This is a genomic window from Burkholderia sp. AU16741 (genome assembly GCF_002223345.1).
Taxonomy (GTDB): domain Bacteria; phylum Pseudomonadota; class Gammaproteobacteria; order Burkholderiales; family Burkholderiaceae; genus Burkholderia; species Burkholderia sola.
This window is the reverse complement of record NZ_NKEZ01000005.1, coordinates 529320-548791: the sequence shown is the minus strand read 5'-3', so window position 1 is coordinate 548791 and position 19472 is coordinate 529320. Positions and strand designations below refer to the sequence as shown.

The following is a 19472-nucleotide window of genomic DNA, read 5'->3' as shown; positions in this document are numbered from 1 at the left end:
TTGATGACGAGGGTTTCGGGCATGACAGAAAGGCGAATCGTAGCAACGCTAGCTACCGCGCTTACATTGTTCGTCGGATGCACGCCAAGTGCGTCTGCAAAATACGATGCGGCGGAAAAAGCGGTTCGGGCAGCATTGTCCGATGACGGAGACATCGAGTTCTCCGACTTATACGAAAGCACTCCCGATTTGCATGGAATAAGTCAAACGCCGAACGACAAGCGCACGTTCATTTGTGGATACGCCACCTACAAGAACCAGGATGGCAAACCAAGTCGAGTGCGCTTTATCTATGTCGCCCATTCCGATGATCCCTCTTTCGCCGGCTATGGCCCGCTCAATCTGGAGAAGCCTGAGTTGAATTATGGGATTCGTGATGGAAGCAGTGGAGGTAGGTACGCGACCGCGTTTGAATTTTCCGGATGGAATCGAGTCTGCGCCAATGCTCAGCATCCTAAGACTTTTAGCGGAGTCGCTCCAAAGAGCGACGATTGACCAAGATGCAGTGCCAATCGGGTCTCGCTGGTTCGACAGCATGACAATGGAAACGATGCGGAAAGGATGATGAAGGATGAAAACGGACGCGGTGTGATCCGCTTGCACGATAAGACGACGCACGGCGGCGAAGTCATCACCGCGAGCGACGATCTGACGGCACTAGGCGTGCCCGTAGCGCTGAAGGATCACCTGGCATGGTGTCCAAAGTGCGGCGGGCAGTTCAGGATCATTCCGCAAAACAGCACGCGCGACCATCACGGCACGCCGGTCGCCTTTCACGACGATCTGACGGAGTGCGGGGCGCGACTGATCTCGTCGCTTGAATAGAGGTATCGCGCATGAGCGGTTCGGTCGGTCGGGTGGAAAAAGTAACTTTGCCGGGGGCGGCGTCACGTACCCTCGTCTTGATATCCGATGCTCAACGTGAAGCGCTGCGCGCCGGCATTCGTCAGCGGCTCGTGACTGCGCTGATGCGCTCGGGCGACGCCGTTACCGATCCGAAACTCGCTCGCTTGCCTGGACCGGTCCGCTATCGGGTCACAGGGGCGCTCGCCGCGTGGGACGCGCTGCAGGCCGCAACCGATCGCGTGGCGTCGCCGACGCTCACCGAAATGCTGCGCTCGCATGGCATCCTGCGTCTGACGCGCTATTTCGATCGCTTCACACGGGAGCTGTTGCCACACGGCGCTGACGGCCGCCCAGCCGACGTACTTGCCGGGGTCGCTCAGTACAGCGCCGTGTGGCTCGCGTTAGAGGTACGCAACGGGGCGTTTTACGAGCCGACCCCGCCGCTGCACCGCCTGCTTGACGCCGCCTATATCGCAGAGGACGTGCCGATTGGCATGCTCAAGATGCCGACCGACACGCTCTGCATCATTCCCGAACCCACGCGTTGGAAGCAGGCCGGCGACATCGAGGCGATCGCGATCTTCAAGAACGATCGGTCGATCGGGTTTGCGACATGGCTCATGGCCGGCGGCCCTGATGACGGTGCGACGATGGATTCGATTACGCTGCCGCTGGAAGACCCCGACAAGACGATCAGTGAATTGGTGGACGACCTGTTCCAGCGGCCTGCGGCTGACGGAACGCCCGATCCGCCTGACGCTCAGCGGTTCTGGCGCGACGCCTTGGACTACGCGATCAAGATGTTGTTGTACCTCAACACACGTGATGCGCAGGTCGTCCATGATCGCGCTTATTCGAACGCGCCGCGACACTTTCCGGGACTTGGCAAGCGTAAGCGCACGGAACGGCTCGCCGAAATCGAACAGCTCTACGATCGCCACGTCGTCGGCCCCGCGATTCTCGACGCCGAAGCGGCCGGATCGGTCCCATCGGACAGCGTACAACGGGAAGTAAGCGGCCACTGGCGGCGGCCGCACTTCCGGATGCCGCCATACGGCCCACAAGCGGCATTGCGCAAACTTATCTTCGTCGGCCCGACGCTAGTGCGTCCTGACCGACCGGGGCTGTAGCTGAATGGATCACCTGCTGTCGCATTACGAATACGAACTCGGGTTGTTCGCGCGGGCACTGGGCGATTTTGCGATCCGCTATCCAAAGATCGCGGCTCGGCTCGGCATCCAGAGCGGCCGGACCGACGATCCGCATGTGACGCGTCTGATTCAGACCTTTTCGTTTCTTGCCGCGCACCTCGATTCGAAGCTGGCCGACGACTATCCCGAATTCACCGAGGCACTGCTCGAGGTCGTCCACCCGCACTATCTGCGAACCGTGCCATCGTGCGCGATTGCCCGATTCGAACCACGGGCGATCGTTGGTCAACTGACCGAGCCTGTCGTCGTGCCGCGTGGCGTGGAGTTGAATGCACGTACGGCCCCGGTGCGATTCCGGTCGGCCTACGACGTGACCATCTCGCCATTGCAAATCCGCTCCGCATGGTATGCACCGACGACGCTGGCTCCGTCGGCCGTAAGATTGCCCGCCGACGCGACTGGCGTGCTGTCGATCAGTTTCACGTCGGCCGCCGGTCCGTTCACGGCGGCCATTGCTGACGGCCCCATACGTGTCTACCTCTCTGGCGAGCGGCCGTTTGTCTCGTCGCTGTTGGATGCTTTGCTGCTGCGCGCGGCCGCCACGTATGTTGAGGTCGATCAATGCGGGCGCTGGCGGGCCATATCGAAGGTGCCGTTTGAGCCGGTCGGTTTCGCTGATAACGATCGCTTGCTGCCGGGTGACCGAACCACCAGCCGCACCGCGACCACCTACCGCTACTTGCTGGAATACTTCGCGTTTCCCGAGCTGTTCGATTTCGTCGATCTCGACTTCGGCCGCGTGCGGCGTGCAGCAAGCGCCCCTGACGCGCGAGAACTGACACTGCATGTCGTACTGCGCGATACGCCCTCCGATTCGGTCGCTGCGCTGGCGCTTGCGTCGCTCGATGCAACGGCGTTCACGCTGTTTTGCACGCCGGTTGTGAATCTCTTTTCTCAACCGGCCCAGCCCATTGTGTTGAAGGGGCTGGACGCCTACCCCGTTGAGCCCGTGCGACTGACGAAGCATTCGCCGCTCGGTGTGTATTCGGTCGACGCGGTCTATCTGGGCGAGTTATCCCGCAAGAAGGACAAAGACGAGGACGTATCGCTCGACAGTGATCGGCCAAGAACCTTGGTGCGACCGTATCAGGCGCTGAATCACGATCCACGCGCTGATTCGGCGGCGGTCTATTGGGTTGCGTTTCGTGATCGCGACGCGGGATCGCCCGGTCGTCAAACCATGATGCTGTCGCTGGTCGGCCTGGACGGACAATCGGTCCGGCCAAACCTGCCTCAAATCGATGTGGTGACGACGGTGACGAATCGTGACCTGCCGGCACGCTTGCCGATCGGCAATCCGGTGGGTGACTTGCTGCTCGAAAGCAAGGCGCTGGATTGTCCGATCCAGTTGATCACCCGACCGACATTGACGGCCGAGCTGCCGCGCGGCAACGGCGCATTGTGGCGCGTGTTGTCGACGTTATCGCCGCATCCGCTGGACTTGACACGAGACGGGTTGTCGGGGCTGAAAGCATTCCTGCGGCTCCACGCGGTGCGCACGACGCCGCTCGCGCAGCGCTGCATCGACGCGATTACCGATCTGGACTACAAGCCGGCAATGAAATGGATGTCGCTGGATAATCAGTTCCCGTCGTTCGTGCGCGGCATCGAAATCATGTTGTGGCTGGACGAATCCGCGCTGCGCGAAGTCAGCCTGATCGTGTTCACGAAACTGCTCGAACGGTTCTTCGCGCCGTACGGGCCGACGAACAGTTATGTTCAACTGGTGGTCCGTTCGGCGCAGACCGGCCGGGAACTGACGCGAGGCGCGGCCATGCCTGGTACGCAGCCGCTGATCTGAACGAATCGGCCGGGATTCTCGTCATGAGGCGGCGCGATGGTCCGACTCATCCCGGACCAAGCGGTCGGCCGCATGTCGTCTGACCCGGGCCGACAGCGCCACGCCGCCGCGCGCTTGCCGCCGGTCGCTTGCATTACGCCCCGGTATTCGACTGCCCCTGCAGCCACGCACAGAACTGCGCGACGAGCGGATCGTCGGCCGGCGCGCCCGGCGCGATCCACCAGTAGCTGCGCGTCGCGATGCGCGGCCCGTCGAGCGGCATCACCAGGCGCCCGCTCGCGAGCTCGTCGTCGATCAGCGGCAGCGGGCCGAGCGCGACGCCCAGCCCGTCGACGGCCGCCTGCAGTGCCAAATAGAAGTGGTCGAACGACTGCCGCTTGCGCCCCTTCATCGCGACGCCGGCCGCCGCGAACCAGTCGCGCCAGCCTTCCGGCCGCGTATCCGAATGCAGCAGCACGTGTCGCGCGAGATCGTCCGCGCGCGTGATCGGCGCGCGCTTGAGCAGCGTGGGGCTGCACACCGGAATCACGCTTTCGTCGAGGAAGTGGCCGCTCGTGCAGTTCGGCCAGTGGCCGGGGCCGCGGCGAATCGCGACGTCGAAGCCGTTCAGCGTGTCGAGCGGCGCGTTCGACGTCGACAGTTTCAGCTCGACGTTCGGCACGTCGCGCTGGAACCGCGACAGGCGCGGCAGCAGCCATTTCATCGCGAAGGTCGGCAGCGCGTTGATGCGCAGCACGCGCGCCGCGCCGGTGTTGCGCAACTGCTCGGTCGCGTGCGCGATGCTGTCGAACGCCGCGCGCACCGTATCCAGGTAGCGGCGGCCTTCGTCGGTGAGCTTCACGCGCTTGCCGTAGCGGTGGAACACCGGCTTGCCGAGCCACGCCTCGAACCCGGCGATCTGCCGGCTGATGGCACCGTGAGTCACATGCAGCTCGTCGCCGGCGGCGCTGAAGCTTTCATGTCGTGCCGCGGCTTCAAAGGCCCGAAGCGCGGAAAAGGGCGGGAGATCGCGTGCCATACTTGTGATTCTAGATCACAAGGGCGCGCCGATAAAATCGTTTTGCCGGAATCCTGAACGGCGGTAACCTCGGTTCACCGTTTGATGAGGAGCCCCATGCAATCCGCTTTTCCGCCCGCCTCGCCGCCGCCTGCCGCGCCCCCTCGCAGCGTCGGCCTCGCCGAGCTGTTCACCGGCTTCCTGTCGCTCGGCCTGATGTCGTTCGGCGGCGCGTTGCCGTTCGCGCGGCGCACGATCGTCGACGAACGCAAGTGGCTCTCCGCCGACGAATTCACCGATCTGCTCGGCCTGTGCCAGTTCCTGCCGGGCGGCAACGTGATCAACCTGTCGGTCGCCGTCGGCATGCGCTTTCGCGGCGTCGCCGGCGCGTTCGCCGGGATTCTCGGGCTGATCGCCGGCCCGACGCTCGTCGTCGTCGCGCTCGGCGTGCTGTACGCGAAGACGCAGAACGATCCGCACGTGCAGCACCTGTTCGCGGGGCTCGCCGCCGCGGCGGCCGGCCTGCTCGTCGCGATGGCCGTGAAGGTCGCGACGCCGCTGCTGCGGGCGCCGCGCACGGCCGCCGGCATCGCGGCGCTCGCGTTCGTCGCGATCGCGGTGCTGCGACTGCCGCTACTGACCACGATGCTGGTGCTCACGCCCGTCAGCATCTGGCTCGCGTCGCGCCGTCGCGAGGCCGGCACGCCGCGGCCGGCGCCGAACGCCGCGCGAGGCGCGCACGATTCGCACGACTCGCCCCACACGCAACAGGAGCGCCGGCCATGAGCGACACGCTGATCGCCATCGCGACGATCTTCAGCCAGTTGTCGCTGCTCGCGTTCGGCGGCGGCAACACGATCCTGCCGGAGATGCAGCGGCAGGTCGTCGACGTGCACCACTGGATGAGCGCGCACGAGTTCACCGCGCTGTTCGCGCTGGCCCAGGCGGCGCCGGGGCCGAACATGATGATCGTGTCGCTGGTCGGCTGGCACGTGGCCGGCTGGGCCGGGCTGCTCGTCGCGTCGGTCGCGAAGTTCGGGCCGTCGTCGATCGTCACCGTGCTCGCGCTGCATGCGTGGGAGCGCTTTCGCGACCGGCCGTGGCGCCGCTACGTGCAGCAGGGGATGATGCCGGTGACGGCCGGCCTCGTCGCGGCGAGCGCGGTGCTGATTTCCGAGGCGTCGAACCGCACCGCGATCCAGTGGGGCATCACGGCCGCATGCGCGGTGCTCGCGTGGCGCACGCGCATCCATCCGCTATGGCTGCTCGCGGGCGGCGCGCTGATCGGGCTCACGGGCATCGGGCAGTGAGCGGCGCACAACCGGCCTCCCGTGCGCGATACTGGCGCGACTTTTCACGGGAGGATCGATGGATCTCGACGGCGCCAGCCGCAATCTCACCGTCGCCGCATTGCTGACGCTGTCCGGCGGCTACCTCGACGCGTACACGTACGTCGGCCACGGCCACGTGTTCGCGAACACGATGACCGGCAACGTCGCGCTGCTCGGCATCAACCTGTCGGCCGGCGAATGGGCCGCCGCGCTGCATCACGTGCCGCCGCTCGGCGGCTTCGTGCTCGCGGTGTTCGTCGCGCACCTGCTCGGCCTCGCCGCGCAACGCGGCTGGATGCGGCATACCGCGTTCGTGAGCCTGATCGTCGAAATCGCGTTTCTCGGCGTGGCCGCGAGCGGCTTGGTCGGCGCGTCGAGCGCATGGCTGATTCCGGGCATCTCGTTCGTCGCGACGCTGCAGACGCTGTCGTTCACCCATCTCGAGGAACTGTCGTACACGTCGGTGATGACGACCGGCAACCTGCGGCGCGCCGCGCAGAAGTTGTTCGTCGGGCTGATTCCGCGCTACGACGCGGGCGCGCTGCACGACTCGGCGCTGCTCGCGACGATCAGCTTCTGTTTCCTGGGCGGCGCGGTGGTCGGCGGCCTCGTGACGCGGCTCGTGCCGGACGTCGCGCTGTGGGGCGCCGTGTTGCTGCTCGTCGGCGCGTTCGCGGAAATCGTGCGGCGCGCGTGGCGTCGCGCGGGGAACGGCGATGCGGGCGGCGAGGGCGGTAACGGCGACGCGGGCGGCAGCGACGGGGCGACGCAAACGGCCTGAGGGCAGGCGGGCAGGCGGGCAGGCGGGCAGGCGGCAAGCTTCAACCCGCAACCCGCAACCCGCAACCCGCAACCCGCAACGATCGCACCGGCAATGTCGCCGCGATCCGCGTGACCACGCCGCACCATCACCGAACCTTGCAGCGCCGCGCATGCCCGCCTGCGCCGCCGCGCCCCGTGCCGCCGCCGCGCGACACAGGCGCGCCGCGCGAACCGTTGTTCCCGGACGACAGTCGCGCAATTGCCGCTTATTTCAATTTCTTTCAGCGTTCGCACTCGTCTTATGATTCAGCCCACATCGCGCGCGCCATGAGCGTGGGCGATCGCCACCCGGCTGCGCACGCGGCTGGCCATGAATGGAGACACCTAAAAAAGGAACGCTCATGAAGCAGACCACCCGACTCGCCGTCATCGCAGGGGGCGCGGCGCTGGCCTTCGCCAGCCAGTACGCAGCAGCACAAAGCTCGGTCACGCTGTGGGGCGTCGCCGATGCGAGCATCCGTTACCTGACCAACGCCAACGCGAAGAACGACGGCCTGCTGTCGATGACCAACGGCGCGATCACGAACAGCCGCTTCGGCATCTACGGCACGGAAGACCTCGGCGGCGGCCTGAAGGCGGTGTTCAACCTCGAGAGCGGCGTGAACCTGCAGAACGGCGCGTTCGCCGACAGCGGCCGCCTGTTCAACCGCGCGGCGTACGTCGGCCTGCAGAGCCCGTACGGCACCGTGACCCTCGGCCGCCAGAAGACGCCGCTGTTCGACCTGCTGTCGGACACCTACGATCCTCTGACCGTCGGCAACTACCTCGAAAACGCGTGGCTGCCGGTCGCACTCGGCGGCGGCCTCTATGCGGACAACCAGATCAAGTACACGGGCAAGTTCGAGGGCCTGACGGCGAAGGCGATGTACTCGACCGGCACCAACTACGAATCGACCGGCGCCGGCGGCTTCTCGGGCCAGATTCCGGGCTCGCTCGGCAAGGGCAATGCGTGGGGCGTGTCGCTGTCATACGTGATGGGCCCGCTCAGCATCGCGGCCGGCGCGCAGCAGAACAGCGACAACTCGGCGCGCAAGCAGACGATCTATCACGCGAACGTCGTGTACGCGTTCAGCAAGGCGAAGATCTACGCGGGCTACCTGCGCTCGAAGGACGACACGGGTTTCGTCGACAGCCTGCTCGCGCAGCAGTCGATTCCGGTCGCGAAGGGCACGGGCCGCATCGACGACGGTCCGTTCGCGGGCGTGAGCTGGCAGGTCAGCGCGCCGCTGACGCTGACGGGTGCGTTCTACTACGACCACATGCGCAATGCGATGACCACGAACGGCACGCTCGCGAGCGGCAACCGCTACGCGATCGTCGGCATCGCCGAGTACGCGCTGAGCAAGCGCACCGAAATCTACGGCACCGTCGACTTCAACAAGACGAACGGCGCGGCGAACGTCGAGCTGCCTGGCCGCAGCAACCAGACGGGCATCGCGATCGGCCTGCGCAATATCTTCTGACGAACGTCGGAACATGCCTGCGCCGGCTTCGTCCGACGCACATCGAAGAGGCGCCGCGGCGCCTCTTTTTTTCGTCATGCGCGCTTCATGCGCGCGCCCGACCATTCGGCGAACGCTCCATTGCGGAAGTCCCGCGCCGTAAGCGATCCGTCGGCAAGCCACAACATACTTTTACGTTCCCCGCGCGGGCTTTCCGCTACGCTGCGTGCATCGCGCGTCGCATGCCGTCCGGCGTGCGCGCGCGTCGTTCCGGTGGTGCTCGTCGAGCGTGGCCGGCCAGGTGCGTAACTTGTGTATCCGGCGATGACAAACGCGGTTCGCCGGTTTCTTTCGTGGGACGATGCGCTCACGATTTTCTTGAAAGGGGATGACGATGGGTATCCTGAACGTCGTGGGCGAGATCGCCGGCGCAGTCGCCGCCGTCGAAGGCGCGGAGAAGCTGGATCCGGATGCGGGCTTGCTGACCAAGGCGGCCGCGGCCGTCGTCGGTTTCAAGGGCGCCGAGGCGATCGAGGGCATGCTCGAGAAGAAGGAAGAGCAGCCGCAGCAGGCGGACGATACGCAGGCGACGGACGGCAGCGACACGTCGCAGGCATGAGCATGGCGGCCGGTCGGCCGCGGGCGCGCCCTTCGCGCGCCGGGCCGACCGGTGCCGCGCAATCGGCAGGTCGGGCATGCGGTCGATCGGTGACGCATGGCACAACCGCCAGCCGGTTTGACCGGCGAGAGGCCTCGTCTCTCGCCGTTTTTTATTGGGCGCGCGGCACGCACCACGCGCCGCACGGATCCCCGAATCTTGCTATCGTCACCCCATCCGAACTGCGATGAGGGAATGCGATGGATTTCGACTACGACCTGTTCGTCATCGGCGCCGGCTCGGGCGGCGTGCGGCTCGCGCGCATGTCCGCGTCATACGGCGCACGTGTCGGCATAGCGGAAGAAGAGCAGATCGGCGGCACCTGCGTGCTGCGCGGCTGCATCCCGAAGAAACTGCTGGTCTACGCATCGCACTATCCGCACGAAGTCGACGACGCGAAGGGCTTCGGCTGGACCTTCGGCGCCGGCACGCTCGACTGGCCCGCGCTGATCGCCGCGAAGGATCGCGAGATCAACCGGCTGAGCGACATCTACATCAGCCTGCTGCGGCAATCGGGCGTCGACATGCACGCCGGCCGCGCGACGCTCGTCGATGCGCATACCGTCGCGATCGGCGCGCGCACGATCCGCGCGCGCCACATCGCGATCGCGACCGGCTCGCGCCCGTCGCTGCCGCCGCGGCCCGGCATCGAACATGCGATCACGTCGCGCGAGGCGCTGTCGCTCGCGACGCTGCCCAAACGCATCGCGGTGGTCGGCGGCGGCTATATCGCGGTCGAGTTCGCGGGCATCTTCAACGGCTTCGGCAGCCACGTCGACCTGTTCTATCGCGGCGAAAAGATCCTGCGCGGCTTCGACGACGACGTGCGCCAGTTCCTGACCGACGAGATGACGAAGCAGGGCGTCACGATTCATCCGCACGCGGTGATCGAATCGATCGAGCGTGCGAGCGACGGCACGCTGTTCGTGCACGTCGGCGACGCGCGGCACGGGCCGTACGATCAGGTGCTGTATGCGACCGGCCGCGTGCCGAACGTCGACGGGATCGGGCTCGAGCAGGCGGGCATCCTGCTCGATGCGCGCGGCGCGATTGCCGTCGATGCGTATTCGGCGACGTCGGTGCCGTCGATCCACGCGATCGGCGACGTCACGTCGCGGCCGCAGTTGACGCCGGTCGCGACGCGCGACGCCGGCTTGCTCGCGCGCACGCTGTTCGGCGGCTCGCGCGTGGCGGTCGATCACGCGTACGTGCCGTCGGCCGTGTTCAGCCAGCCGGAGGTCGCGACGGTCGGCCTGACCGAGGCCGATGCGCGCCGCACGCTGGGCGACGTCGACCTCTACCGCACGTCGTTCAAGGCGCTGCGCCACACGCTGTCGGGACGCGACGAGCGCACGCTGATGAAGCTCGTCGTCGCGCGCGACAGCCAGCGCGTGATCGGCGCGCACATGGTCGGCCGCGACGCGGGCGAGATCATCCAGGGCATCGCGATCGCGATTCGCGCGGGTGCGACGAAGGCGCAGTTCGACGACACGATCGGCATTCATCCGACCGCGGCCGAAGAGTTCGTGACGATGCGGCAGAAGGTGGGCGACTAGCGCACACCGCGAAACCGCACGCGCGTCGGCAGCGGCGCCCGCGCGCGTGCGGCCGACGTGCCGGGGCGCGTATCGCGCCGATCGATCGTGCATTCACGGCAAGGCTGAATACCCGTATGCGGTTGCGTGCCGGCATCGATCGCGTGTCTCCCATGAGTCGAAAAGTCGTCGATTCTTCTCAAGAATCCCCGTGTCGACAAGCGGACTTGGTATGATCGCGAAAAATCACACACGGGGCCGTATCATGCGCGATCAACAGCGCAGCAATCAGAACAACGGGGTAACCGGCGCGCGCGAGCCTGTCGCGTCGTGCATTGCCCATCCGCTTCGTACCGCAACCGATCCGTTGCGGGCGCCCCGCCTTCACATACCGCTATCGCCGGCCCGGCGCTGACCGCACACGCGCGCATCGCGCCGATGCGCACGCGTGAGGTCGCGCCGCAGCCGTTTCGAGCGCCGGATCGTTCGCGAGCCGGCGCGCCCGCATCGGGCATTTTTTCCACGCAAGGAGACCAGCAGTGAACATTCAGACACGACGCACCGTCCTCGTGGCGGCAGCGGTCGTCGCGGCGCTGTCCGGCTGCGCGACCGAATCGTCGCGCACGCTCGACGTGCCGGCCGTCAGCAGCGCGCAGAAGCCGTATGCGGGCAAGCCCGTCGCGATCGCCGTCGGCAAGTTCGACAACCGCTCGAGCTACATGCGCGGCATCTTCTCCGACGGCATCGACCGCCTCGGCGGACAGGCGAAGACGATCCTCGTCACGCGCCTGCAGCAGAGCCGCCGCTTCAACGTGCTCGATCGCGAGAACCTCGAGGAGATCAAGCAGGAAGCGGGCTTCATGAAGAAAGCGCAGGCCGTGAAGGGCGCGAACTACGTGGTGACGGGCGACGTGACCGAGTTCGGCCGCAAGGACGTCGGCGATCATCAATTGTTCGGCATTCTCGGCCGCGGCAAGACGCAGGTCGCGTACGCGAAGGTCAACCTGAACATCGTCGACACGACGACGTCGGAAGTCGTCGCATCGAGCCAGGGCGCGGGCGAGTTCAGCCTGTCGAACCGCGAGGTGATCGGCTTCGGCGGCACGGCCGGCTACGACTCGACGCTCAACGGCAAGGTGCTGGACCTCGCGATTCAGGAAGCCGTGAACCATCTGGCGGAGCAGGTGGACGCCGGCGCATTGAAGGTCGCGCGGTAAGCGTCGCGCAGTAAGCGTCGCAACCCGCCGCAGCGGGCGCCGGGGCCGGCGCCGCTTGCACGATTCACCACGACATCAAAAGAGAAAAGACCATGAAACGGGGTAACTGGCTGCCGGCGACGGCCGCCGCCTTGCTGCTCGCCGGCTGCGCGAGCTCCACGCCGCCGCTCTATCAGTGGACCGGCTATCAGCCGCAGGTGTACGAATACTTCAAGGGGCAGAAGTCGCCGCAGGAGCAGATCGACGCGCTCGAAAAAGCGCTGCAGGACATTCGCGGCAAGGGCCATATGCCGCCGCCGGGCTTCCATGCGCATCTCGGCATGCTGTACGCGAGCATCGGCAGCGAGCAGCAGGCCGAACAGGAACTGCAGGCCGAGAAACAGCTGTTTCCGGAATCCGCGACCTACATGGATTTCCTGCTGAAAAAGAAAGGCGGCGCGCAGAAGGCGGCCGACCCGAAGGCGGTTGACCCGAAGGCCGCCGGCCAGAAGACTGCCGACCAGACGGTCGCCGGCCAGAAGAACGCCGATCCGACCACCGCCAAACAGTGAGCGACGCGCCAGCCATGTTCAAGACCCTCTCATTCAAGCTGCTGTCCGTGCTGTCGCTCGTCGCGCTGTTGAGCGCCTGCGCGCAGCCGGTGAAACGGCCCGATTACGCGGCGTTCAAGAAGAGCCAGCCGCGCTCGATCCTCGTGCTGCCGCCCGTCAACGCAACCTCCGACGTGGGCGCGACCTACGGGCTGCTGTCGCAGATGACGCTGCCGCTCGCCGAGTCGGGCTACTACGTCGTGCCGGTCGCCGTGATGGACGAGACCTTCAAGCAGAACGGCCTGACCAATGCGGCCGAAATCCAGGAGACGTCGCCCGCGAAGCTGCGCGAGATCTTCGGCGCGGACGCCGCGCTGTATTCGAAGGTGTCGCAGTACGGCACCGTCTACCGGATTCTCGCGAGCGCGACGGTGGTGTCGGCGTCGGCGAAGCTCGTCGACCTGCGCACCGGCGACGTGCTGTGGCAGGGCCGCGCGAGCGCGAGCAGCGACGAAGGCGGCAACAACGGCGGCGGCGGCCTGATCGGCATGCTCGTGGTGGCCGCGGTCAAGCAGATCGCGAACACGTTGATGGACCAGAGTCACGACGTCGCCGCGTTCACGAGCAGCCGCCTGCTGTCGGCCGGGCCGCCGGCCGGCTTGCTGTACGGCCCGCATTCGCCGAAGTACGGCACGGACTGACCGGTGCATGCGGCGCGCGGGTATCGGCAGGTGTCCGTTGCGCCGGCACGCCGCGATCCGATCGAACGGCTGCGCGCACGCGCGGCCGTTTTTCGTCGTGCGTCGGTATCGTGCGTGCGGCGGGCTCAATGCACGCCGAACGCGTCCAGCAGCCGGTACCAGCCCATCGCGAGCACCAGCGCCGGCGTGCGCAGCGCTTCGCCGCCGGGGAAGTCGCGATGCCGGATCTTGTCGAACAGGTCGAAGCGGCTCGCCTGCCCGTCGATCGCCTCGGCGATCAGCTTGCCCGCGAGCGCGGTCGTGTTCACGCCGTGCCCCGAGAACCCTTGAGCGAAGTAGGTCGTCGGCGTGATGCGGCCGAAATGCGGCGCGCGGTTCATCGTGATGTCGACGAAGCCGCCCCACGCATAGTCGACCTTCACGTCCGCGAGCTGCGGGAACGTTTTCAGCATGTCCGCGCGCATCGCCGCGGCGAGCTCGCGCGGCTCGCGCGTCGAGTAGCTGACCTTGCCGCCCCACACGAGCCGCGTGTCGGGCGCCGGCCGGAAATAGTCGAGCACGAACCGGCTGTCGCAGATCGCCGCGCGCGCGGGCATCAGCGCGGCGGCGCGCGCTTCGCCGAGCGGCTCGGTCGCGATCACGTAGGTGCCGACCGGCATGATCTTCCTCGACAACGCGGGCGCGAGCGTGCCGACGTAGGTGTTGCACGCGAGCACGACGAAGCGCGCCCGCACGTTGCCGCCGCTCGTCTCGACGACGTGCCCGCCGGACACGTCGCGCACGCGCGTCACGCAGCTGTCCTCATGGATGCGCACGCCCGCTTCGGTGGCCGCCCGCGCGAGGCCGAGCGTGTAGTTGAGCGGATGAAGGTGGCCGCTGTCGGGGTCGTACAGGCCGCCGCGATAGCGGGCCGATTGCACGTAGTCGCCAAGTTCGTCGGCTTCGACGTAGTGGAAGCGGTCGTAGCCGAAGCGCTTCGCGGCTTCGTCGCGCCACCGTTTCAGCGCATCGGCGTCGCGCTCGGTATTGGCCGCGGTCAGGTAGCCGGGCACCAGCGCGCAGTCGATGTCGTGCCGCGCGATGCGCGACTTCACGAGCGACAGCGTTTCGAGCCCCATGTCCCAGATCCGCTTCACGTCGCCTTCCGGCATGAACTGCGCGAACGTGTCGATGTCGCACGCGAAGCCGCCGATCAACTGGCCGCCGTTGCGGCCGCTCGCCGCCCATCCGACCCGCGACGCTTCGAGCACGGTCACCGAATGGCCGCGCTCGGCGAGGTTGAGTGCGGCGGACAGGCCCGTGAGGCCCGCGCCGATCACGCACACGTCGGCGTCGATCGTGCCGGCGAGCGGCGCGTGGCGGGTCGTGTCGTTGGCGGTCGCCGCGTAGTACGACGCGACGTGCGGCTGGTTGGCGAATGTCTGCATGATGAGGAAAACGGAGTGAAAGGGCTCAGAACAGCTCGCGGACGCGGTGGTACAGCATCCCGAGTTCGAGCGCCGGCTGCCGCCACGCGTCGCCGCCGGGAAAGCGCCGGTGACGCAAGCGTGCGAACAGGTCGAACGCGCGGGTGTCGCCCGCGATCGCGCCGGCGATCGCACGGCCGGCAATGCCGGTGAGCGCGACGCCGTGTCCGCTGAAGCCCTGGACGTAGAAGAAGGTCGGATCGATCGCGCCGAAGTCCGGCGCGCGGTTGCGCGTGACGTCGACGAAGCCGCCCCACGCATGGTCGACGCGCACGTCGCCAAGCTGCGGGAACACGCCGACCATGCGCTGCCGGATCGCTTCGGCGAGCACGGCGGGCGACGCGCCGGCCGAATTCGCGCGGCCGCCGAACAGCATCCGGTGGTCGGCCGACAGCCGGAAGTAGTCGAGGAAGAAGTTGTTGTCGCACACGGCTTCGCGTCGGGCGATCAGCGCGTCGGCGCGTGTGCGGCCGAGCGGCTCGGTCGCGATGATGTACGACGCGATCGGCGCGATGCGTGCGGCGGTCGCGGCCGGCAGCACGCCGCCGGGGCCCGCGTTGCAGCACGACACGACGAAGCGGCAGCGCACTTCGCCGGACGGCGTGCGCACGACGGGCCGTGCGCCGCGCACGACGTCGAGCGCGGGCGTGTGCGCATACAGCGCGACGCCTTCGCGGCGCGCGGCATCGGCGAGGCCGAGGCAATACTTGAGCGGATGAAGATGGCCCGACAGCGGATCGTGCACGCCGGCCAGATAGCGCGTCGACGCAATGCGCGCGTGGATCTCGCCGGTATCGAGCCACGCGAGCGACGGATGACCCCAGCGCGACGTCGCGGCGTTCATCCACGCGCGCAGGTCGTCGACGCGGCGCGGCTTCGTCGCGACCGTCAGGTAGCCGCGCGTGAAGTCGCAGTCGATCCCGTAGCGCGCGATGCGCTCGGCGATCAGCGCGACGCCGTCGAGCGACAGCGACCACGCGGCGCGCGCGCCGTCGGCGCCGAGCTGCTTCTCGATCACCTCGTCTTTCGCGAAGCCGGTGATCGCCTGGCCGCCATTGCGGCCCGACGCGCCCCAGCCGGGCCGGTGCGCATCGATCACGGCGACGGACAGCCCGCGCGCGCGGCAGTCGAGCGCCGTCGACAGGCCCGCGAAACCGGCGCCGATCACGCAGACGTCGACGTCGATCGTCTCCTCGAGGATCGGATCGTCGGTCACGGGCCGTGTGGCCGTGGCTTCGTAGTACGAGTCGCGCGCGAGCGCATCGGCGCGGCGGGTGAAAGACTGCGTCATCAAACCGACTCCCTCGACAAGGCTGCAATCAGCGCGCAGCCGGAAAACGGCGCGGGACGCCGTGCGTGCGGCACGGCGCCCCGCGCGTGCCGCATCAGAACGAATAGATGAACTGCGTCGCGAGCAGGTCGTTGGACTTGCCGTACGACCCGTCGTTGCGCAGGAACACCTTGTTGTTCGCCCAGTCGTGCCGGTATTCGACCTTCACGGTTATCTGCTGGGTCGGATAGAACAGCAGGTCGAGCGCGACGTCCTGGCGCACCGCGCCCTTGCACTCGAAGCCCAGGCCGCCGCCGGCCTTCGATTGCGCGAGGCAGTCCGCGTCGACGCCGAAGCCGTTGCTCGGGTCCATCCCGTTGCCGTTCAGCGCGATGCCGCCGCCGCCGCCGCCGTTCTTCGAGTTCGCGAGCAGGTCGTAGCGCAGCGTCACGCCCATGCGGCCGACCACCGGCGCGTTGAACTTGCGGTGCGCGAGCAGCGACAGGCCGTACCACTGCGCGAGCCCGCCGTTGAACGCCGCATGCTGCTGCCGGCCGTAGTCCACTTCGGCGTTGTACTGAATGTCGGCGAGCGTGTAGGTCGCGTCGAGTTCGCCGAAGAAGAACGAACCGTATGCGCTTGGCGCCGCGCCGCCCGGGCCGTAGCTGACGGCGCCCGTGGTTGAGTCGATCGCGCTCGCCAGCGTCTGGCGCCCGATGTTGAACGACCCGCCGATATCGAGCGCGCTCGACCACGTGTAGTCCGCGCGCGCGGTGAAGGTCGGCACCTTGTTGCTGGTGGTGATCGGGTCGCCGAGCGCATTGGTGCCCGTCTGCGTGACCGAACCGTACGTGCGGTACTGCTCGTTGCCGAGGAAGAACTTCCACGCCCAGTTGCCCTTCGTGTAGTTCGCGCCGACACCGACGTAGCTGCCCGGATCGGAGAAATCGTACAGCAGGTTGTGCGTGAGCGTGAGCATCTGGTTCGACTGCTGCACCTCGTAGCCGCCGAAGCTCGGGATCAAACCGGCGACGAGCGTCGTCTCGGCGGTGATCGGCACGTTGATGACCGCCGTGTTCAGCAGGTTGTCGGTGATCGAGCCGCGCGAGTTCTGCAGCAGCGTGATGCCGTTGCCGCGGTTCGGCATCAACGTGATTTCGGCCGACGGCGCCATCGGGCCGACGCCGAACGTCTTCTTGATGTCGAGGTAGAGATCGCCGAACGTGCTGTTGAAGTAGTTGTACGCGTTCTCGTGGTTCGCGAACAGGAACGACGACGTGCCGGCCGCGCGGTTGTAGATGTAGGTCGGATCGATGTAGCCCGTGACCGACAGGCCGGCGAGCGGGCCCGTGGTGGCCGCGTCGGTCAGCGAGTCGACCTTCAGTTGCTGGTTCGCGATCTGCTGCTTCATTTCGCTGACCTCGTCGTTGGTCAGCGTGGCGCGTGCCTTGCCGTAATCCGGCGAGGACGGATCGGCGGCGACCGCGGCGGCGTTGCCGCCGCCGGCCATGCCGCCGCTCGCGCCGGCCGTCGCAGTCGCCGCGCCGCCCGGCTTCGCGGCGAGTTGCGCCTGCATCGCCTTCATCTGTTTCTGCAGCGCCGCGACCTGCGCCTGCAGCGCCTTGATTTCGGCGGAGGTGGAACCGGCCAGCGCGACGCCCGGCAACGCGCCGGCCACCAGCAGGCAGATCAGTTTCTTCTTCATTGCGGATTCTCCTAGTCGTGCGCTTGTCAAAACGGGATCGAATCGCGCGCCCCCCCTGGGGCAGCGCGTCATGCTTGTCTGCACTGCTTGTTATCTTCGAAGCGAAAGCGGGTCGTCACGCCAGCGCGAACGCGGCCTTCAGGTCGGCCATCCGGCGCCGCTCGCGCGCGATCATCATCCGGTTCACGACGATCACGCCGATCGTCACGGCCGTGATGAACAGCGTCGCCAGCGCATTCATCTCGGGGTTCAGGCCCAGCCGCACGCGCGAGAACACCACCAGCGGCAGCGTCGTCGAGCCCGGCCCGGACAGGAACGCCGACAGCACCAGATCGTCGATCGACAGCGTGAACGACAGCAGCCATCCCGACAGCAGCGCCTGCGAGATCAGCGGCAGCGTCACCACGAAGAACACCTTGAGCGGCGTCGCGCCGAGGTCCAGCGCGGCCTCTTCCAGCGACTTGTTCATCTCCTTCACGCGCGACTGCACGATGATCGCCACGTACGACACGCACAACATCACGTGACCGATCCAGATCGTCAGCATCCCGCGCCCTTTCGGCCAGCCGAACATCTGTTCCAGCGCGACGAACAGCAACAGCAGCGAGATCCCCTGGATCACCTCCGGAATCACCAGCGGCGCGTTGATCATCCCCGTGTACAGCGTGAAGCCCTTGAAGCGGCCGAAGCGCGCGAGCACGAAGCCGGCCCACGTGCCGATCACGACCGACGCGGTGGCCGTCAGCAAGCCGATCTTCAGCGACAGCCATGCGGCGGTCAGCAGCTCGTCGTCGTCCAGCAGCGCCGCGTACCACTTCAGCGAGAAGCCCGACCACACCGTCACCAGCTTCGATTCGTTGAACGAATACACGACGAGGCTGATGATCGGGATGTACAGGAACAGGAAGCCGAAGGCGAGAACGCCCGTCGACAGCGGTTTGCTCGGCTTGATCATTTCGCTTCCTCCAGTTCCTTGACCTGGTAGTACTGGAACAGCGCCATCGGCACCAGCAACAGCAGCACCATCGCGACCGTCACCGCGGACGCCATCGGCCAGTCCATGTTGTTGAAGAATTCATCCCACATCACGCGGCCGATCATCAGCGTGTCGGCGCCGCCGAGCAGCTCGGGAATCACGTACTCGCCCACCGCCGGGATGAACACCAGCAGGCTGCCGGCGATGATCCCGTTCTTCGACAGCGGCAGCGTGATGCGCGTGAACGCGACCCACGGTTTCGCGCCGAGGTCGTACGCGGCTTCGAGCAGCGTGAGGTCCATCTTCACGAGGTGCGCGTAGAGCGGCATCACCATGAACGGCAGGTACGAATAGACCATCCCGATATAGACGCCCGCATCGCTGTGATAGAGCCGCAGCGGCGTGTGGATGATGCCGAGCGCGATCAGCGTGTGGTTCAGCAGGCCGTCGTCCTTCAGGATGCCGATCCATGCGTACACGCGGATCAGGAACGACGTCCAGAACGGCAGCATCACGGCCATCATCAGCACGTTGCGGCGGCTCGGCTCCGAGCGCGCGATGTAGTACGCCATCGGATAGCCGATCAGCAAACACAGCACCGTCGACACGGCGGCCATCTTCAGCGAGCTGAGGTAGGTCGCGATGTACAGGTCGTCCTGCAGCAGGAACGCGTAGTGCGACAACTGCAGCGCGAAGTGCACGACGCCGTCCTTGAACTCGACGAGCGACGTGTACGGCGGGATGCCCATCACCTGGTCGGCGAAGCTGATCTTCAGCACCAGCACGAACGGCAGCGCGAAGAACACGGCCAGCCACAGGAACGGCACGCCGATCGCGACGGTGCGGCCCGACGGCAGCAAGCGCGACAGCGCGGCGAAGCGGCCGCGGCGCTTGTTAGCCTGGGGCGCGGCGGTCGTGCCGGTCGGCACCGGTGCGGAAGGCGTGGAAGCGGAGGTTCTCATCG

Annotated in this window: 19 protein-coding genes; 13 read left to right on the top strand and 6 right to left on the bottom strand. The window is 66.7% G+C overall.

Translation table 11 applies throughout. The features are described from left to right. Positions 1 to 3: 3 nt before the first annotated feature. From CFB89_RS34255 to tssF, 4 genes are all read left to right on the top strand, one after another. Positions 4 to 495 (top strand): hypothetical protein, encoded by a 492-nt coding sequence (locus CFB89_RS34255; protein WP_144030112.1) that lies wholly within the window; start codon positions 4 to 6, stop codon positions 493 to 495. A 69-nt stretch (positions 496 to 564) separates the two neighbouring features. Further along, the gene (locus CFB89_RS15785; protein ID WP_089468801.1) at positions 565 to 825 is read left to right on the top strand and encodes a PAAR domain-containing protein; all 261 of its coding nucleotides are present in this window, start codon (positions 565 to 567) and stop codon (positions 823 to 825) included. 11 nt (positions 826 to 836) lie between these two features. Beyond that, entirely contained in the window at positions 837 to 1976 is a 1140-nt protein-coding gene (locus tag CFB89_RS15780; RefSeq protein WP_089468662.1) for a hypothetical protein, read from the top strand. A gap of 4 nt (positions 1977 to 1980) precedes the next feature. Next, positions 1981 to 3858 carry a type VI secretion system baseplate subunit TssF gene (gene tssF / locus CFB89_RS15775; protein WP_089468661.1) on the top strand — a complete coding sequence of 626 codons (1878 nt, stop codon included), beginning with the start codon at positions 1981 to 1983 and terminating at the stop codon, positions 3856 to 3858. Positions 3859 to 3991: 133 nt separating this feature from the next. On the opposite strand, the gene CFB89_RS15770 is transcribed toward tssF, so the two are convergent. Continuing rightward, positions 3992 to 4876, bottom strand: coding sequence for a transcriptional regulator GcvA (locus tag CFB89_RS15770; RefSeq protein ID WP_089468660.1), 885 nt, complete (start codon positions 4874 to 4876; stop codon positions 3992 to 3994). 96 nt (positions 4877 to 4972) lie between these two features. Between CFB89_RS15770 and CFB89_RS15765 the strand changes: the two genes are divergently transcribed. The 9 genes from CFB89_RS15765 (at position 4973) to CFB89_RS15725 (ending at position 13091) form a co-directional block, all read left to right on the top strand. Continuing rightward, entirely contained in the window at positions 4973 to 5641 is a 669-nt protein-coding gene (locus CFB89_RS15765) for a chromate transporter (protein ID WP_089468659.1), read from the top strand. Then, positions 5638 to 6165, top strand: coding sequence for a chromate transporter (locus tag CFB89_RS15760; protein ID WP_050014278.1), 528 nt, complete (start codon positions 5638 to 5640; stop codon positions 6163 to 6165). Before CFB89_RS15765 ends, CFB89_RS15760 begins: the two co-directional genes overlap by 4 nt. 58 nt (positions 6166 to 6223) lie before the next feature. Next, positions 6224 to 6967, top strand: coding sequence for a YoaK family protein (locus tag CFB89_RS15755; RefSeq protein WP_089468658.1), 744 nt, complete (start codon positions 6224 to 6226; stop codon positions 6965 to 6967). A gap of 382 nt (positions 6968 to 7349) precedes the next feature. Continuing rightward, complete coding sequence (locus CFB89_RS15750) at positions 7350 to 8471, top strand: porin (RefSeq protein WP_011546404.1); 1122 nt, start codon at positions 7350 to 7352, stop codon at positions 8469 to 8471. Between the two features lie 373 nt (positions 8472 to 8844). Further along, the gene (locus tag CFB89_RS15745; protein ID WP_089468800.1) at positions 8845 to 9069 is read left to right on the top strand and encodes a hypothetical protein; all 225 of its coding nucleotides are present in this window, start codon (positions 8845 to 8847) and stop codon (positions 9067 to 9069) included. Between the two features lie 239 nt (positions 9070 to 9308). Continuing rightward, positions 9309 to 10664 carry a glutathione-disulfide reductase gene (gene gor, locus CFB89_RS15740; RefSeq protein WP_089468657.1) on the top strand — a complete coding sequence of 452 codons (1356 nt, stop codon included), beginning with the start codon at positions 9309 to 9311 and terminating at the stop codon, positions 10662 to 10664. A 524-nt stretch (positions 10665 to 11188) separates the two neighbouring features. Then, positions 11189 to 11860, top strand: a complete 672-nt coding sequence (locus CFB89_RS15735) for a CsgG/HfaB family protein (RefSeq protein ID WP_218828347.1) — start codon at positions 11189 to 11191, stop codon at positions 11858 to 11860. A 92-nt stretch (positions 11861 to 11952) separates the two neighbouring features. Beyond that, positions 11953 to 12411, top strand: coding sequence for a DUF4810 domain-containing protein (locus CFB89_RS15730; protein ID WP_089468655.1), 459 nt, complete (start codon positions 11953 to 11955; stop codon positions 12409 to 12411). A gap of 14 nt (positions 12412 to 12425) precedes the next feature. After that, positions 12426 to 13091: a DUF799 domain-containing protein gene (locus tag CFB89_RS15725; RefSeq protein ID WP_089468654.1), complete on the top strand. Its 666-nt coding sequence runs from the start codon at positions 12426 to 12428 to the stop codon at positions 13089 to 13091. A 125-nt stretch (positions 13092 to 13216) separates the two neighbouring features. Here the strand turns inward: CFB89_RS15725 and CFB89_RS15720 are convergent, their stop codons facing one another. The 5 genes from CFB89_RS15720 to CFB89_RS15700 all read right to left on the bottom strand — a co-directional run bounded on the left by CFB89_RS15720 (position 13217) and on the right by CFB89_RS15700 (position 19470). Next, a complete protein-coding gene (locus tag CFB89_RS15720; protein ID WP_089468653.1) occupies positions 13217 to 14518 on the bottom strand; it encodes an FAD-binding oxidoreductase in 1302 nt (433 codons plus the stop codon). A 25-nt stretch (positions 14519 to 14543) separates the two neighbouring features. Beyond that, complete coding sequence (locus CFB89_RS15715; RefSeq protein WP_089468652.1) at positions 14544 to 15848, bottom strand: FAD-binding oxidoreductase; 1305 nt, start codon at positions 15846 to 15848, stop codon at positions 14544 to 14546. A 94-nt stretch (positions 15849 to 15942) separates the two neighbouring features. Continuing rightward, positions 15943 to 17532 carry a DUF3138 family protein gene (locus CFB89_RS15710; RefSeq protein WP_089468651.1) on the bottom strand — a complete coding sequence of 530 codons (1590 nt, stop codon included), beginning with the start codon at positions 17530 to 17532 and terminating at the stop codon, positions 15943 to 15945. 115 nt (positions 17533 to 17647) lie between these two features. Further along, the gene (locus CFB89_RS15705; protein ID WP_089468650.1) at positions 17648 to 18487 is read right to left on the bottom strand and encodes an ABC transporter permease subunit; all 840 of its coding nucleotides are present in this window, start codon (positions 18485 to 18487) and stop codon (positions 17648 to 17650) included. Next, complete coding sequence (locus CFB89_RS15700; protein ID WP_089468649.1) at positions 18484 to 19470, bottom strand: ABC transporter permease subunit; 987 nt, start codon at positions 19468 to 19470, stop codon at positions 18484 to 18486. The genes CFB89_RS15705 and CFB89_RS15700 overlap by 4 nt, the downstream gene beginning before the upstream one ends. Positions 19471 to 19472: the final 2 nt, after the last annotated feature.